The 14,936-nt window shown below is 71.6% G+C and carries 18 protein-coding genes; 6 read left to right on the top strand and 12 right to left on the bottom strand.

What is annotated here, in order from left to right:
• Position 1: 1 nt before the first annotated feature.
• Positions 2 to 889, top strand: a complete 888-nt coding sequence (locus tag K7787_RS13200) for a hypothetical protein (RefSeq protein ID WP_247720838.1) — start codon at positions 2 to 4, stop codon at positions 887 to 889.
• A gap of 179 nt (positions 890 to 1,068) precedes the next feature.
• On the top strand, positions 1,069 to 3,105 hold the full coding sequence (locus tag K7787_RS13205; protein ID WP_247720839.1) for a trypsin-like serine peptidase: 2,037 nt from the start codon (positions 1,069 to 1,071) through the stop codon (positions 3,103 to 3,105).
• A gap of 61 nt (positions 3,106 to 3,166) precedes the next feature.
• Here the strand turns inward: K7787_RS13205 and K7787_RS13210 are convergent, their stop codons facing one another.
• Together K7787_RS13210 and K7787_RS13215 are read right to left on the bottom strand one after the other, a co-directional pair.
• Positions 3,167 to 3,820, bottom strand: coding sequence for an RraA family protein (locus tag K7787_RS13210; RefSeq protein ID WP_223001508.1), 654 nt, complete (start codon positions 3,818 to 3,820; stop codon positions 3,167 to 3,169).
• A gap of 251 nt (positions 3,821 to 4,071) precedes the next feature.
• The gene (locus K7787_RS13215) at positions 4,072 to 4,980 is read right to left on the bottom strand and encodes a winged helix-turn-helix domain-containing protein (RefSeq protein WP_223001509.1); all 909 of its coding nucleotides are present in this window, start codon (positions 4,978 to 4,980) and stop codon (positions 4,072 to 4,074) included.
• A gap of 181 nt (positions 4,981 to 5,161) precedes the next feature.
• Here K7787_RS13215 and K7787_RS13220 point away from each other — a divergent pair, with 181 nt between their 5' ends.
• Complete coding sequence (locus tag K7787_RS13220) at positions 5,162 to 5,350, top strand: hypothetical protein (RefSeq protein WP_164391339.1); 189 nt, start codon at positions 5,162 to 5,164, stop codon at positions 5,348 to 5,350.
• A gap of 501 nt (positions 5,351 to 5,851) precedes the next feature.
• On the opposite strand, the gene K7787_RS13225 is transcribed toward K7787_RS13220, so the two are convergent.
• Positions 5,852 to 7,111: a GNAT family N-acetyltransferase gene (locus K7787_RS13225; RefSeq protein WP_223001510.1), complete on the bottom strand. Its 1,260-nt coding sequence runs from the start codon at positions 7,109 to 7,111 to the stop codon at positions 5,852 to 5,854.
• A 129-nt stretch (positions 7,112 to 7,240) separates the two neighbouring features.
• Positions 7,241 to 8,044: an RsiG family protein gene (locus K7787_RS13230; protein WP_223001511.1), complete on the bottom strand. Its 804-nt coding sequence runs from the start codon at positions 8,042 to 8,044 to the stop codon at positions 7,241 to 7,243.
• Between the two features lie 181 nt (positions 8,045 to 8,225).
• On the opposite strand from K7787_RS13230, the gene dtd reads away from it, so the two are divergent.
• The gene (dtd, locus tag K7787_RS13235; protein WP_223001512.1) at positions 8,226 to 8,651 is read left to right on the top strand and encodes a D-aminoacyl-tRNA deacylase; all 426 of its coding nucleotides are present in this window, start codon (positions 8,226 to 8,228) and stop codon (positions 8,649 to 8,651) included.
• A gap of 59 nt (positions 8,652 to 8,710) precedes the next feature.
• Here dtd and ygfZ read toward each other — a convergent pair whose 3' ends face one another.
• From ygfZ to K7787_RS13260, 5 genes are all read right to left on the bottom strand, one after another.
• Positions 8,711 to 9,676, bottom strand: a complete 966-nt coding sequence (ygfZ, locus tag K7787_RS13240; protein WP_009189350.1) for a CAF17-like 4Fe-4S cluster assembly/insertion protein YgfZ — start codon at positions 9,674 to 9,676, stop codon at positions 8,711 to 8,713.
• A gap of 9 nt (positions 9,677 to 9,685) precedes the next feature.
• Positions 9,686 to 10,123, bottom strand: coding sequence for a Fur family transcriptional regulator (locus tag K7787_RS13245; protein WP_009189351.1), 438 nt, complete (start codon positions 10,121 to 10,123; stop codon positions 9,686 to 9,688).
• Positions 10,124 to 10,211: 88 nt separating this feature from the next.
• Entirely contained in the window at positions 10,212 to 10,787 is a 576-nt protein-coding gene (locus K7787_RS13250) for a heme-binding beta-barrel domain-containing protein (protein WP_009189352.1), read from the bottom strand.
• 226 nt (positions 10,788 to 11,013) lie between these two features.
• Positions 11,014 to 11,301 carry a DUF397 domain-containing protein gene (locus K7787_RS13255; protein WP_223001513.1) on the bottom strand — a complete coding sequence of 96 codons (288 nt, stop codon included), beginning with the start codon at positions 11,299 to 11,301 and terminating at the stop codon, positions 11,014 to 11,016.
• The gene (locus K7787_RS13260) at positions 11,283 to 12,125 is read right to left on the bottom strand and encodes a helix-turn-helix domain-containing protein (protein WP_223001536.1); all 843 of its coding nucleotides are present in this window, start codon (positions 12,123 to 12,125) and stop codon (positions 11,283 to 11,285) included. Before K7787_RS13260 ends, K7787_RS13255 begins: the two co-directional genes overlap by 19 nt.
• 185 nt (positions 12,126 to 12,310) lie before the next feature.
• Here K7787_RS13260 and K7787_RS13265 point away from each other — a divergent pair, with 185 nt between their 5' ends.
• Together K7787_RS13265 and K7787_RS13270 are read left to right on the top strand one after the other, a co-directional pair.
• Positions 12,311 to 12,715 (top strand): hypothetical protein, encoded by a 405-nt coding sequence (locus K7787_RS13265; protein ID WP_164394147.1) that lies wholly within the window; start codon positions 12,311 to 12,313, stop codon positions 12,713 to 12,715.
• A gap of 142 nt (positions 12,716 to 12,857) precedes the next feature.
• On the top strand, positions 12,858 to 13,220 hold the full coding sequence (locus tag K7787_RS13270; RefSeq protein ID WP_223001514.1) for a DsrE family protein: 363 nt from the start codon (positions 12,858 to 12,860) through the stop codon (positions 13,218 to 13,220).
• A 13-nt stretch (positions 13,221 to 13,233) separates the two neighbouring features.
• Here the strand turns inward: K7787_RS13270 and K7787_RS13275 are convergent, their stop codons facing one another.
• The 3 genes from K7787_RS13275 to K7787_RS13285 all read right to left on the bottom strand — a co-directional run bounded on the left by K7787_RS13275 (position 13,234) and on the right by K7787_RS13285 (position 14,807).
• Positions 13,234 to 13,491 (bottom strand): DUF3099 domain-containing protein, encoded by a 258-nt coding sequence (locus tag K7787_RS13275; protein WP_019982687.1) that lies wholly within the window; start codon positions 13,489 to 13,491, stop codon positions 13,234 to 13,236.
• Between the two features lie 136 nt (positions 13,492 to 13,627).
• Positions 13,628 to 13,915 carry a DUF1416 domain-containing protein gene (locus tag K7787_RS13280; protein WP_009189358.1) on the bottom strand — a complete coding sequence of 96 codons (288 nt, stop codon included), beginning with the start codon at positions 13,913 to 13,915 and terminating at the stop codon, positions 13,628 to 13,630.
• Positions 13,916 to 13,961: 46 nt separating this feature from the next.
• Positions 13,962 to 14,807 (bottom strand): sulfurtransferase, encoded by an 846-nt coding sequence (locus K7787_RS13285; RefSeq protein ID WP_009189359.1) that lies wholly within the window; start codon positions 14,805 to 14,807, stop codon positions 13,962 to 13,964.
• Positions 14,808 to 14,936 lie beyond the last annotated feature (129 nt).

Raw genomic sequence — 14,936 nt, forward strand, 5'->3', positions numbered from 1 at the left:
GTTGTTCCGGAACGCAGTGCGGGCTGTGGGCGCCGCCGGTCTCGTCTCAGCCGCCCTGCTGGGCGGAGCGGCCTCGGGGGCGTCGGCCGCGGAGGCGGGCCCGGTACGGGACGGAGACGCGTCCGCAGCCGTCCGCCTGACCTACTTCACGCCCCAGAACAGGATCCTGGAGGCGGGCGACTCGGTCGCGTTCAGCGTCCGGGGAATGCCGCCGGGGTGGGACGAGGTCGAGGTCACTTCCCCGGCGCTGCGGGAGCCGATCACCCTGGTCCCGGTGGAGAAGGGCTCGGCGCAGGCCGCCCAGGTGGGATCGGACCACCACGTCCGTTCCGGCCTGCGCGCCGGCACCTACCCGGTCACCGCGACCAGCCACGGTCGTGTCGTCGCCACCGCGCGGATGAAGGTCGCGGCCGAGGGCACCGGTGAGATCCACCGGTTCGTCATCGGCCCGGCGGACGCCTTCCCCGGCGGCGACACCCCCGCCTCCCTGCGGCCGGGCAGTGACGTCCGGCTGGTCCTCACCGACCTCAGGGCGGATGACGGGGAACACTCGCTGACCGTCACCTCGCCCCTCTTCGACGCTCCGGTGACCATCCGGACCCACAGCGCGGACGACCCCGGATGCAAGTGCGACGACGGCGGCACGGTCTACGCCGGTCACGCCCGGCTGCGGGCCGACGTGCCCCAGGGCCGTTACACGCTCACCGTGGTCAGCCATCACGGCCGGCAGACCACCCGGCAGCACGTCACCATCGTGGGCGATCCCGTCGCCGAAGGTCCCTCCCCGGCGGTCATCGGCGCCGTCGCGGCCGGGGGCGCGGCCCTCGTCATGGGCGGCGGCGCGTTCGTGCTCCGTCGTCGCGCCCGCAGGTCCGAAGCCACCGCGTAGTGCGGTCTCCGGCCGCTTCCCGCCGCCGGGACGCCGGTTCCCGCGGTCCTCCGGGGCGCGCCGGTCCGCTCGGCCTTCCTTCGCCCGCCCCGGTCTTCGCGATCCGGAGCGGGCTGTAGTCGTCCCATGATCCAGAGAGCGTTCTCTTGCACACCTTTCCCAGACGAATACCGGGTCTGATGGCCACGGCGGCCGGAGTCGCCCTGCTCCTGACGAGCGGAACGGCGGTCGCCCACGCCCAGCCCGGGGACGTACCGCGGTCATCCGCGGCGTCCACGCCCCCGGCCGTCCCGTCGGCCGCCTCCTCGCACGCGCCGTCCACCAACCCGACCGCTCCCCCCTCGGCGGACGCCCCGTCCACCGCCCGGACCGCTTCCGCCGCCCCGCACGCGCCCTCCACTGCCCAGACCGCTTCCCCCTCCCCCTCCGCCTCCGCGTCCGCGTCGGCGAGCCCGAGCGGCGGCCCCACCGGCGCGGAGGACGGCGACGGCGCGGAGGGCGGCGACGGCGACTGGTCGGACGCGGACGCCGTCCGCTTCTGGACGCCTGAGCGGATGGCCTCGGCCACCGACCCGGCCCTGCCCGCACACGGCTTGCGCCAGAGCCCCAAGGCCCCGCCGCGCCGATCCGCTCCGGCCGGCTCCGCCGCCGCGGCGGCGGCCGCCATGCCGACCGCGGAGCACGTCCTCGGGCTGAAGTCCGTCGGCGCGACCTTCTCGTACACGACGGACCCGACCACCGAGACGATGCACGCCCATTCCTGCTCCGCCAGCGTGGTGGAGAGCCCGGGCCACGACCTCATCCTGACCGCCGGGCACTGCTCCGGGGGCAAGAAGGCCGTCTTCGTTCCCATGTACACCGCCGAACGGACCCTGGACAAGCAGCCGTTCGGCTTCTACCGGATCACCGGCTGGTTCTCCGACAACCGGTACGAGCACAACACCAAGAAGCCTGTCTCGGACCTGGACTTCGCCTTCGGCCGGCTCGCCAAGTCCAGCAGCGGCAAGCAGGCACAGGATGTGGTGGGCGCCAACACACTGGTGCGCACGCCCGGTTACCTGAACAAGGTCACGATGGTCGGCTACCCCTCCAGCCACGACCCCGAGGACCACCCCGTCCGCTGCCCGACGCAGACGGAGGCGCTGCCCGGCTTCTACCAGATCCAGGCCAAGTGCCGTGGCATGTGGGGCGGCGTCTCCGGCGGCCCCTGGTTCTCCAAGGTGGACTGGGCGAAGGGCACCGGTGAGATCATCGGGAACGTCGGCGGGTACAACGGCGGCGGCAACGACGCGAACGTCGACTGGCTCACGTACAGCCCGATGCACGGCGACTGGTTCTTCCGCCTCTACGACGAGGCGAAGAACGACCGTCCCGTCCGGCGCGACACCCCCTACGTCCAGCCGCCGCTGCCGTACTCCATGGGCGGCGGTGACACCTGGTCCCATGCCAAGCTGATGGCCTCGGGCGAGTACACCGGTGACGGCAAGGGCGACCTGATCGTGGTCTGGACCGACGGTGAGGTCACCCTGTACACGGGCGACGGCAACGGCGGCTTCACCGGTGAGCGCCGGCTGGCCGCGCCCCACGGCAGGTGGAAGGACGCCAAGTCCCTCACCGGCGGGGACTTCTCCGGCGGCAACGGCTCGGACCTGCTGGTGGTGTTCGACTCCGGCGAGGTCAGGCTCCTGCCCGACGTCGGCGCCAGAGGAGTCGACGGCGGGATCGAACTGGCCGGCGCCGGATCCGTCTGGAGCCATGCCGACCAGATCACCGGGGGCAGTTTCGGAACGGCGAAGTACGTCTCCGACCTGCTCGTGCGCTGGAGCGACGGTGAGGTCACCGACTACACCGCCGTCGGCGACAAGGGCTTCGGCACCGAACACCAGCTGATGAAGCCGAAGAGCGCCTGGAAGGACGCCACCTTGGTGACCGCGGGCGACTTCACCGGCGGAAACAACTGGGACACCCTGGTGCGCTGGTCCGACGGAAGGATCTCCCAGTTCCAGGAGACCGGCCCCGGCGGCGTCGGCAAGGAGGTCCGGATGGCTCCGTCCGGCAGCATCTGGTCCCACGACTCGGTGATGACGGCGGGCAGTTACGACTCCAACGGCTGGCCTGACGACCTGGTCGTCCGCTGGTCCGACGGTGAGACCACCATGTACACCCACACCGGCGCCACCTTCGGCGCCGAACACATGCTCGTCGCCCCGAAGTAACCGCGCTCAGCACCGCCCCCGGCATCACCGGGGGCGGCCGCGAACCGCCCGCGTCGACGCGTCAGGCCTTGTCCTCGTGGCCGCCCTCGCTCAGGAGGGCGTCGATGCGGGCTCGGTGGGAGGTCTCCCAGTCGTCCAGGGTCTGGGTGGCCTCCTTGGCGAGGCGGGTGCGGGCGGCGGTGAGGATCTCCTCGGCGCGGGCCGCCGGGACCGTGACGACGCCCTCCTCGTCGGCCACCACGACATCACCCGCCTCGACCTCGACCCCGCCGCAGCGCACCCGCTCGTTCAGCGGGGTCACGGCCGACTTGGCGCCCGGGATGGGGATGATCCCGCGGGCGAAGACGGGGAAGCCCGCGTCCCGTACCTCGCCGAGGTCGCGGATCAGGCCGTCGGCGACGAACGCGGCCACGCCCCGGCGCTGCGCCACCGCGCACACGTTGCCGCCGGCCAGCGCGTAGTCGAGGTCGCCGGACTCCACCACGATCACCGTGCCGGGGGCGGCCCGGTGGATGGCGGCGTGCAGCATCAGGTTGTCGCCGGGCGGGCACCGCACCGTGAACGCCGGTCCGGCCACGCGCGGCACCGGCCCCCACAGCGGGCGGATGCCGATGTCCATGACGTGGGCGCGGCCCAGCAGGTCGGCGAGGGTCGTGGTGGGGACGTCCCGGAAGCCGCCGACGGCGGGGCCGGTTCCCGTGCTCGAAGTGATCACGTCCGCGACCCTAGTGCGGCGAAATCCCGTTGCTCCAGGCCCGCCCGCGCCACTACCGTCCCTGCAGGACTGCGGCTACCGGGACTCTAAGGACCCCACGGCCACCGTGACCTGCGGGCACCGGGACCCACGGCCACCGGGACCTACGGCCACCGTGACCTGCGGGTCCCGGGACCCGCGGCCACCGGGACCCGGGACCCGCGGGCGCCGTGACCTACGGCCACCGTGACCCACGGGCGCCGTGACGGCGGCTACGCGAACGACAGTTCCGTCGTGATGGTCCCCCACAGCGCGTCGAACCACTTCTGGGACTCGGCGACGAACATGGCGTCGCGGCGGCCGGCGCTCCGGACGAACGAGAACAGCAGGGACTTGGAGCCCAGCGCGTCGAACATGTCCAGCATCTCCTCCCCCCAGCCCTCTTCCCGCCGGGTGAGCGTGTAGTAGCCCAGCAGCGCCTCGTCACCGTTGAGCAGGTAGAGCTTGACCGGCGGGGTGAAGGGCAGCGCGCGGAAGGTGACGCGGACGTCGATGCCGTGGGTGGAGCGCAGGGACATGAGGTTGTGCCGCAGCACCTGCGCCTGCGCGTCGCGCATCTGGAGCCAGCGCCGGTGGATCACGGTGTCCTCCTCGCCGTCGCCCGTGACGGAGACGGGGAAGGCGAGGGAGATGTCCCGGGACGGCACGAGGACGCGCACCTCGATGCCCTCGGGGCGCAGCCGGTCCTCGTGGATCAGCCGCATCGGCTCGCTCAGCGCCACCATCAGCGTCTCGGCCGTGTGGCACACCACGTCGATGCGCACCCGCCGCGCCGCGAACGCGTCCGTCAGCCGCGGGGCGAGGCCCACCAGGGCCGGCTGGGGCTCCTCGCGCACGGGGGCGGCCTCGGCGATCCTCGGCGGGCTGCCCTTGCTGACGTTGCTGAGCAGGCCGTCGTCCTGGAGTGCCCGCAGGGCCTGGCGGACGGCGCCGCGCTCCACTCCGAACTCGTCGGCGAGTTCGGCCTGGGTGGGCAGGCGGTCGCCCGGTTTGAGGTCGCCCGTGCGGATCCGCTCGCGCAGTGTCTCGGCGATCTCCTGGGCCGACGGGCTGCGCCGGCTGCCGTTCACCGCCGTGTGCTCCTGCGCGGTCTCCTGCGCGTTCTCCTGGGTCACGACCAAAACGCTACAACTTTGATCCATCTCACGGCAGTTGTTTGGGAGTTGTTTAGGACTGGCCGCCAAGTGGGGACAACTTCCCTAGAGTTGGTCGCCAACTCGGTTCAGTTGGCGGGGATTTCATCCCCTCGCTCGCCAAGTGCTCCGTCCCGTTCCGCCCACGCACATCCGAAGGGGGAAACCCGTGCTCGCTCCCGCTCTTCTGTCCGCCCTCTCCGCCGCCGGCCTTGAGCAGATCGTCCAGTGGAAGTACGGCACGTGGGGCTTCGTCGGACTGCTGCTGCTCTCCGTCGGCGTCAAGGCCCGCAACCCGGCCGTGGGCTTCGCCGGGGCGGTGGTGCTGCTGACCCTGTTCGCCGGGTCGGTGCGGTGACCTTGGCCGGTTCCGGCCCCCGGGTCACGGCCCGCGGGGCGGTTCACCGAGGAAGCGGGCGAGCGGGGACACGGCAGGGAACAACTTCCCGCCATCTTACGGAAGTTCGCCACAAGGTGGTTATGCGGCCCGCCCAAGTGGAGATAAGAAAGAAGGAAGTTGGTAGCCAACTTGGACGACATGGTTCAGACCTTCACCGGTTGGCCACCAGGGTGACAGACGAGACGCCGCAGGACCAGGTTCCTCTCCTGGAGGGGAGCCGGGAACCCGGTCCGCGACAGCACGACCCGCACCGCCGACACGACCGGCACAGCCACAACCGAACAGCGGGCACAGCCACAACCGAACACCGACAACCGAACAGCGGGCACAGCCACAACCGAAGACCGTCACCACGCACCGCCACAACAGAACAGCACCACTCGCCGTACCGGCACCACCGCTGCGGCAGCACGCTACGGATGCGTCATCCCTGTCACCGCCGAAGGCCGGAAGGAGCGTTCAGAAGATGTCCGGGCACCACGGCCGCCTGGACGTACGCAGCAGGGCGTCGGCCACACGGGCGGCGCCCGCTCGTTCTTCCCGGACCCGGCCGAGCGCCGCGAGCCGCACCGCCGACTCGTCGCCGAGCCACAGCGGCGCCAACTCCGCCACGTCCAGCGTCAGATCGGCGCTTACGGTCGTCGGCGTGCAGGACGCCCCGGCCGCCGACGCCTCCAGCCGCCACCGGCCGCCGGCCGGCCCGGCCCGGTCCACGACCTCCAGCACCAGCGCGCCCTCCGTGTCGTAGGTGCGCGCTTCCAGGGCCTTCACCACGTCGAGGACGCGCACCCACAGCCAGTCCGCCTGCGTGGTGATCACGGCCGCGCGCGGGTCCGGCAGGAGCAGCGGGAGCACGTCGTCGGGCGCGCGCCAGCCGCTCTTGACCCGCACCACCCAGTCGATCGAGCACACGTACCGCCACAGGGCGCGCTCGGCGGCCGGGGTCACCGCGATCAGGTCCCGCACGGTGGCCGTGTTCAACGGCTGCTTGGCGTCGCCCCAGGTGTCGTCGCACGCGTACGTCACCAGGCCGTCGACCGTGCCGTCCGCCGCGCGGTGGACGGCGTGGAAGGGCTCGGTCCACTGCTGCCGGTCCAGGCGCACCGCCCCGGTGTTGACCTGCCACCACCGGTCGGTCCTGTCGACCGCGCCGGGCTGGAGGCGGCGCAGCCGCTCGAACAGCTCGGGGCCGAGCTTGCGCACGTCGTCGCCGTCCACGAGGTCGATCCGGCCGCCGTCCTCGGGGTCCGGGCGGCGCGGATCGAGACCGGCCCGGGTGAGGTCCACCGTCCACTCGGTGGCCCAGGTGGCGGGGCCGAAGCCGAAACGGCCGTAGATCGGGTACTCGGCGGAGATCAGGGTGGCGGCGACGTCGCCGCGTTCCTTCGCCGCGGCCAGGTCCTGGCCCATCATCCGGGTCAGCAGGCCGCGGCGGCGGTGGGTGGCGGTGACGGAGACGTTGGTGACGGCGTCGGTGGGGACGGTCGCGCCCCCGACGACGGTCAGCTCCTGCGCGACGGAGCGGAACGTCGCCACACAGCGGCCGTCGTCGAACGCGCCGAGGGTGCGCTCGGGCACCAGGTAGGACGTGCGGTCGGCGATCTCGGTCTCGGCGACGGCCGGGGACCGCAGGAAGCCGGTGTTCAGCGCGCGGATCCAGTCGGGGATCTCGGTCTCGGTGATGGGGCGTACGTCGATGCGGGGGCGGGCGCCAGTCATGGCCCCGACGGTAGGCGGAGGCGGGCGGGGGTGTCGCGGGCTTTTCCCCGGCCCCGCCGCCCGGCCCCGCCGCCCGGCCCCGCCGCCCGGACCGCCGCGTGCCGTCGTCGGGCTGCGGCTCCCGCCGGTTCAGGTCAGCAGGTCGTCCACCTGGGCCTCGCCGTCGCGGTAGCGGCGGGCGATCTCCGCGCTGCAGTCGTCCGCCGTGCGCTGGAGCCGCTGCCTGCGCCGGGACACCTGCTGCTCGTACCGCACCAACCGGCCCATGGCCGCCCGGAGTTCGAGATCGGTGCGGGCGTCCAGGTCGGACAGCTCGACCTCGCCGAGCATCTCGGCGGCCAGCCGCCGCACCTCCTCGCTCTGCGGGGTGCCGAGGGTGACGTGCCGGGCGGAGGAACGCTGCCGGGCGGGCGCGTCCTTCAGGATCTCCGCGAGCCGGTCCACGACGGGTCCCTGACCGGCGTGCACGACGGAGGTGAGCCCCGCCCCGGCCGCCCCGGACCCGGCCCCGCCCTCCGGTTCGTCCCCGGTCCCGCCGCCGGCCCCGCTCCCGGTCCCGGAGGCGGTCGCCGCGCCGCTGCCGGCCTGCGCACCGCGCCGGGCCAGCTCCGCGCGCAGGATGTCGATCCGCCCCTGGAGCAGCCGCCGCACGTAACTGAGATCGGCCTCGTCGCGCTGGGCCCGCCGGCGCAGGGCGCGCAGCTCGGGCAGGCTGGACGCGGTGAGTCCGGGCTCGGCCGGACCGGCGTCCGGCAGCGGTTCCGAGGCCGGTGCCGCCTCCGCGAGCGGGGCCGTCCCGGCGGCTGTCGGTTCCGACGGCAGCGGCGGGCTGTCGGTGCGCTGCACCGGCGGCCGGTGGGCCTCCGCGACCGCCGCGCGGAGCGGCGAGAGCGCTCCGGGCTGCGCCTGCTGCTCGGTACTCGATGTGCTCATGAGCCTCAACCCGTCCCCTCGACCGGCGCGTACGGAAGCATCGTGCCACCCCAAGTGGCCCGTATGTGAACGAGTGCGCCCGATCACCCCCAGATGGGGGGTTACGGATCAGAAAGAAGCACGATATGGACGCACCGGCCCGCCGGGGGAGCGCGTCCGGTCGCGCGGCATCATGGTCGGCATGCGTGCAGTGGTGCAGAGGGTGGACGGCGCGAGCGTCGTCGTGGACGGCGAGACGGTGGGGGCGATCGAGGGCGAGGGGCTGTGCGTCCTGGTCGGGGTCACCCACGAGGACACCGAGGAGAAGGCGGCGCAGCTCGCCCGCAAGCTGTGGTCGATCCGGATGCTGAGCGAGGAGCGCTCGTGCAGCGACGTGGACGCCCCGCTGCTGGTGATCAGCCAGTTCACGCTGTACGGCGACGCCCGCAAGGGCCGCCGTCCCACCTGGAACGCGGCGGCGCCCGGCGAGGTCGCCGAGCCGCTCGTCGAGGAGGTGGTCGCGCAGTTGCGGGCGCTCGGCGCGACGGTGGCGACGGGCCGGTTCGGGGCACAGATGCGGGTGTCGCTGACGAACGACGGCCCGTTCACCGTGCTTCTGGAGATGTGAGCGCCGTACGGCCCGGCCCTTCGGGAAAAGAAGCGCCGGGCCGTACGCACGCGTGAGTCCTACGGCTCTACGACGGTCTCCTGGGCCGCCGCCGTGTCCCCGGCCGTCAGCCGGGCGTCCACGGGGACGTTCCGCTTGATCACGGCGAGGGCGACCGGGCCCAGCTCGTAGTGGCGCACCGAGGTGGTGATCACGCCGACCTTGCGGCCGTCGGGGCCCTCGTCGGCGAGGCGGATCTCCGTGCCGTGCGGCGGCAGGTGCACGTCGCTGCCGTCGAGGTGCAGGAAGACCAGGCGGCGCGGCGGCTTGCCGAGGTTCTGCACCCGGGCGACGGTCTCCTGGCCGCGGTAGCAGCCCTTCTGGAGGTGCACGGCGGCGCCGATCCAGCCCAGTTCGTGCGGGATGGTGCGGTGGTCGGTCTCGAAGCCGAGGCGGGGCCGGTGCTGCTCGACGCGCAGGGCCTCGTGGGCGAGGATCCCGGCGGGCGGGCCGGTCTTCTCGGCGTACGTCTCCAGGTCCTCGCGGGGCAGGAACAGGTCGCGGCCGTGCGCGGTCTCCCGTACGACGACGCCGTCCGGGACCTCGGCGATGGAGCCGGCCGGCAGGTGCACGACGGCGGTGTCGGCGGTGCGGTCGGCGACCTCGACCCGGTAGAAGAACTTCATCGACTCCAGGTAGGCGATCAGCGCTTCCTGGGTGCCGGGCTCCACGTGCGCCCAGACCGTCTCGCCGTCGTCCACGAGGTAGAGCGCGTGCTCGATGTGGCCGTGCGCGGACAGGATCAGCGCCTCGGTGGCCTGGCCGGCGGGCAGCTCGCTGACGTGCTGGGTGAGCAGCAGGTGCAGCCAGCCGAGCCGGTCCTCGCCGGAGACGGTGACGACGCCTCGGTGGGACAGGTCGACGAAGCCGGTGCCGTCCGCGAGGGCGCGCTGCTCGCGGAACAGGTCGCCGTAGTGGGCGGCGACGCCTTCGTCCACGCCCTCGGCGGCGACGGCTCCGGGCAGCGACAGCAGGGGGCTCTTCATACGGCCAGCCTACGACGTGGTAGTTGAACTCTTCAGCGTGCAGTCCTCGCACCGGCCGAAGATCGCGAAGTGCTTCATGTCGGTGTCGAACCCGAACTGCTCGCGCAGCTTGGCGGTGAACTCGGCGGCCACCTCGACGTCGGCCTCGATGACGTTCTCGCAGTCGCGGCAGACCAGGTGCAGGTGGTGGTGGCGGTCGGCGAGGTGGTAGGTGGGGGCGCCGTGGCCGAGGTGGGCGTGGCTGACCAGGCCCAGTTCCTCCAGCAGCTCCAGGGTCCGGTACACCGTGGAGATGTTGACCCCCGAGGCGGTCTTGCGCACCTCGCCGAGGATGTCGTCGGGGGTCGCGTGCTCCAGGGTGTCCACCGCTTCGAGCACGAGTTGCCGCTGCGGCGTCAGCCGGTAGCCGCGCTGCCTGAGGTCGCTCTTCCAGTCGGTGCTCACCACACCCCAGAGTCTAGGACCACCGGAGGGCGAGTACGCGAAGAGCGACCACTCGAACGGCGACTGTTCGGACAGCGGCTCCTTGCGGCGGCTACTTGAAGAAGGCGATGCCGTCGTCCGGCAGGTCGTCCGGGAGGGCCTTGGCCCAGCGCTCGACCTCCTCGGGGGTGACGACCTTCTTGAGGTGCGCGGACATGTAGGGGCGCAGCTCGACCTCGGGGGTCTGCTTCTCGCCGACCCACATGAGGTCGCTCTTGACGTAGCCGTACAGCCGCTTGCCGCCGGAGTAGGGGGCGGAGTCGGCGGTGCGCGCGACGGCGTCGGTGACCAGGTCGATCTGCGGCTTCTTGTCGGCCATCTCGCCGTACCAGATCTCGATGACGCCGTCGTCGCGGGTCATCGTCACCTCGACCTTGCGGTCCGCGCCGATCCGCCAGAAGCCGGACTCGGTCTCCAGCGGGCGCACCTTGTTGCCGTCGTTGTCCAGCACCCAGGTACGGGAGTGGTACTCCAGGAAGTCCCGGCCGTCGTGGGAGAAGGTGACTTCCTGGCCGAAGTTGCACTTCTCGGAGCCCGGGAAGTCGTGCACACCGGCGCCGGCCCAGTCGCCCAGCAGGAAGGCGAGGGGGACCAGGTCCTTGTGGAGGTCGGACGGGATCTCGATCATGAGCGGCGGTTCCTGTTCGGGGTCAGCGCTGGCCCTGGTACAGCTTCTTCACGGTCAGGTAGGCGAAGGCGAGGACGCCGACGCAGACCAGGACCAGCAGGGTTTCGAAGAAGATCTCCACGGTTGCTCCTTGTCGAGCGCGGTGCGGTACGTGCGTACACAGAGGGCCGGTGCCCAGCTTAGTCGGCCGGGCTCCGGCCCTCTCTATGAGGTGCGCTGTGCGGGGTCAGCCCCGCAGGCCGCCGTCCTTCACTCCGCTCACGAACCGGTTCCACACCCCGGCGTGGAAGAGGAGCGCTCCGCGGGCGGGGTCCTTGCTGTCCCTGACGGGGACGACGGAGGGGAGGTTGTCGGCGACCTCCAGGCACTGCCCGCCGTCCTGGTTGCTGTAGCTGCTCTTGCGCCACTCAGCGGTGTTCAGAAGGTCGTCGGAGACCTCGATGCAGTTGCCGCCGTCCTGATTGCTGTAGCTGCTCTTGCGCCACGTCACTGTGCTCAGGTCAATGGCTCGCATGGCGCTTCCTCCAGCATCCGTTCGATGAACTGCCGCGACAGGTCCGGAGTTAGGGCCGCATCGCGTACCCGATCGTATCGGAGCTGTAGACGTTCGACGGCTGCTGATTCCTGGACCAATTCACCTGAGTAGCCGGTCTCGATCCAGGCCACGGTCTGGCCGTCCGCGCCTCGGAGCAGCATGGTGTCAGTGTTCGACAGGGCGTGCAGGCCGGCGGACGACGGCAGCACCTGAATGGTGATGTTGAGGCGATGCCCCATCATGTCCAGGTGCTCAAGCTGCGCCTGCCACTCATCGGGTTCCTCGAGTGGGCTGCGCAGCACAGCCTCGGAGATGATGGCGCGGAACTGGGGCGGATCGTCTCTGAGTAGCGCCTCACGCCTCCCCACTCGCGCCTCGACCTGTGCTTCCAGCTCGTCTCCTTTGAGCCCGCCTTCCATGAGCAGCTCACGCGCATATTCCGGAGTTTGCAGCAGACCCGGAAGCAGACTCGGCGCGTACTGCCACATGCTCACGGCCCCGGCCTCCAGCACCATGTACCGCCGGTACCGCTCCTTGAACTGCGTCGGGTCGGCCATCGCCAGCTCCCACAGGGCCAGCAGCAGGCCCGGCGTCCCGTAGTACTGGTCGAGCGCCTGGACCACCTCGGGGCTGCCCAGCGTGTGGCCGTTCTCCATCTTGCCGAACAGGGACCAGTCCCAGCCGACCTTGTCGCCCAGCTCGCGCAGCGAATCCGCCTTCGCCGCCCGCAGTAACCGCAGCTCCTCCGCGAACCGCTGCCTCGGTTCCTGGCTCCGGCCCGTGATCACCCGCCTCGGCGGCATCGCACCCTCCGTCCCCTCCACGCCAGCGCTGTGGAATTTGTGGAACTAACGCTCCCGGGCGACGAAGAACCGCTCGTCAACGGTGTGCCGCCCCCGTACCTGGGCCATCCTCGATACAGCCCACACCACGCAGAGTAGTGCAAGTGTCGCAATCTGTATAGAAGTTGGATGAATGGAGCGAAACCATGAGGGCGGAGTCCGCAGCATCCTTCGAGCCCGGAGCACTCCTCTACGACCCGGCGCGCGCCGCGGTAGGCGAGTACCGGGACCGCTCAGGTCCCTACGCCATGCTGCGGCCCGTCGGCGGCGGCCGTGAGTGGCAGGCCGACCCCTCGGCGCTGCGGCCCGCGACGCCCGAGGAACGCCTCACCGCGGGCGTCCGCGCGGCCAACGACCGCACCCGGGCGGCCCGGGCGGGCGCCACCGTCCCGGAGGACACGACCCGCCCGCCGCTGCCCGTACGCGGCTGCGCGGTCTGCGAGGCGCTGGACGCGGAGCGGCACATCGCCCGCGCGGAGGGAGACGCCAGCGCGGAGACGGACGCGAACGTCCTGCTGCGCCGCCACCGGCGGCAGGAGCACGACGGGTGACGCGCGGCACTCCGCACCCGCGCCGCCGAAGTCACCGGCGCGGCGGCCGGCACCGCCGTGACGACGCCTTCTGGTCCGGCCTGCTTACCCTCCTCTGCCTCGCGAGTCTCCTGGCCGCCGTGGTGGCGGCTACGCTTCCGGCATGGCGAAGAAGCTCGTGATCAAGGTGACGGCGGGGGCGGACGCGCCCGAGCGGTGCTCGCAGGCGTTCACGGTCGCGGCGGTGGCCGTGGCCAGCGGCGTGGACGTGTCGCTGTGGCTGACCGGGGAGTCGTCCTGGTTCGCGCTGCCGGGCCGCGCCGCCGAGTTCGAGCTGCCGCACGCGGCGCCGCTGCCCGAGCTGATCGACTCGATCCTCGCGGCCGGCCGCGTCACCCTGTGCACGCAGTGCGCGGCCCGGCGCGACATCACGGAGCAGGACGTCCTGGAGGGCGTGCGGATCGCGGGGGCGCAGGTCTTCGTGCAGGAGGCGCTCGGCGAGGAGACGCAGGCGCTCGTCTACTGAGCGGGCGCCCGCGTCAGTGGCGTTTCTTGCCGTCCAGCTCGTCCCACCACTCGTCGGACTTCGGGTCGCCGGACGGGTCGTCCCACCAGCGGTCGTCGGGGCCTCGGCGGTTGGCGACGATGGCGGCCACCGGCGGGATCACCATGGCGAACAGGCACATGCCGACCGCCGCGGGCACCGACCAGATGCGCACCACGCCCCAGGCCAGGACGAACAGCGTGATGCAGATGCCCATCATGGCGAAGTACTGATGCCGCCGACGTGCGTACATGACTCCAGAGTAGGGCGGTGTCCGCCGGGCGGGCATGCCGAAGGGCCGCACCCCAGGCGTCCAACCCGAGGGGTGCGGCCCTTCCGCGCTCAGTGCGGTGGACCGGGGTCTTGGACCACGGTCCGGACCCGCGATCTCAGACCGCGATCGCGACCTCCGCGAGGCCGCCCTTCTGGGCCACGACCGTGCGGTCGGCGGTGCCGCCGGGGACCAGGGCCCGGACGGTCCAGGTGCCCTCGGCCGCGTAGAACCGGAACTGGCCGGTGGCGGAGGTGGGGACCTCCGCGGTGAACTCGCCGGTCGAGTCCAGCAGGCGGACGTAGCCCGTCACGGGCTCGCCGTCGCGGGTCACCTGGCCCTGGATCGTCGTCTCACCGGGCTTGATCGTCGAGGCGTCGGGGCCGCCGGCCTTCGCTCCGCACATGTCGTACTCCTGTTGAGGGGTCTTGGGGGTCGGTCGGGTCGGGGGACTACTTGCCGGAACCCAGCTCGATCGGCACGCCCACGAGGGAGCCGTACTCGGTCCAGGAGCCGTCGTAGTTCTTGACGTTCGGCACGCCGAGCAGCTCGTGCAGCACGAACCAGGTCAGCGCGGAGCGCTCACCGATGCGGCAGTAGGCGATGGTGTCCTTGGCCAGGTCGACGTTCTCCTCGGCGTAGAGCTTCTTCAGCTCCTCGTCCGACTTGAAGGTGCCGTCGTCGTTGGCGTTCTTCGACCACGGGATGTTCGCGGCGGACGGGACGTGGCCCGGGCGCTGCGACTGCTCCTGCGGCAGGTGGGCCGGGGCGAGCAGCTTGCCGGAGAACTCGTCGGGCGAGCGGACGTCGACCAGGTTCTGCACGCCGATGGCCTTGACCACGTCGTCGCGGAAGGCGCGGATCGAGGTGTCCTGCGGCTTGGCCTTGTACTCGGTCTTCGGGCGCTCGGGCACGTCCGTGCCGTCGACCAGCTCGCGGGCGTCCAGCTCCCACTTCTTGCGGCCGCCGTCGAGGAGCTTGACGTTCTCGTGGCCGTACAGCTTGAAGTACCAGTAGGCGTAGGACGCGAACCAGTTGTTGTTGCCGCCGTACAGGACCACGGTGTGGTCGTTGGCGATGCCCTTCTCCGACAGCAGCTTCTCGAAGCCGGCCTGGTCGACGAAGTCGCGGCGGACCGGGTCCTGGAGGTCCTTGGTCCAGTCGATGCGGATGGCGTTCTTGATGTGGTTCTTGTCGTACGCGGACGTGTCCTCGTCCACCTCGACGATGGCGATGCTCGGGTCGTCCAGGTGCTCCTGGACCCAGTCGGCGTCGACCAGTACGTCGCTGCGGCTCATGCTCTATCTCCTCCGGGGCAGTTACGGCGGGGCGTGCGAGTGCGAGGGGCGCGCGCGGGGGCACGGACCGGCGTCGGTGTGCGTGGCGCGCGGACGGCCCCGGATCGGGCGGCGGGGCCGGCGGGGATA

Source organism: Streptomyces sennicomposti (assembly GCF_019890635.1).
Classification (GTDB): domain Bacteria; phylum Actinomycetota; class Actinomycetes; order Streptomycetales; family Streptomycetaceae; genus Streptomyces; species Streptomyces sennicomposti.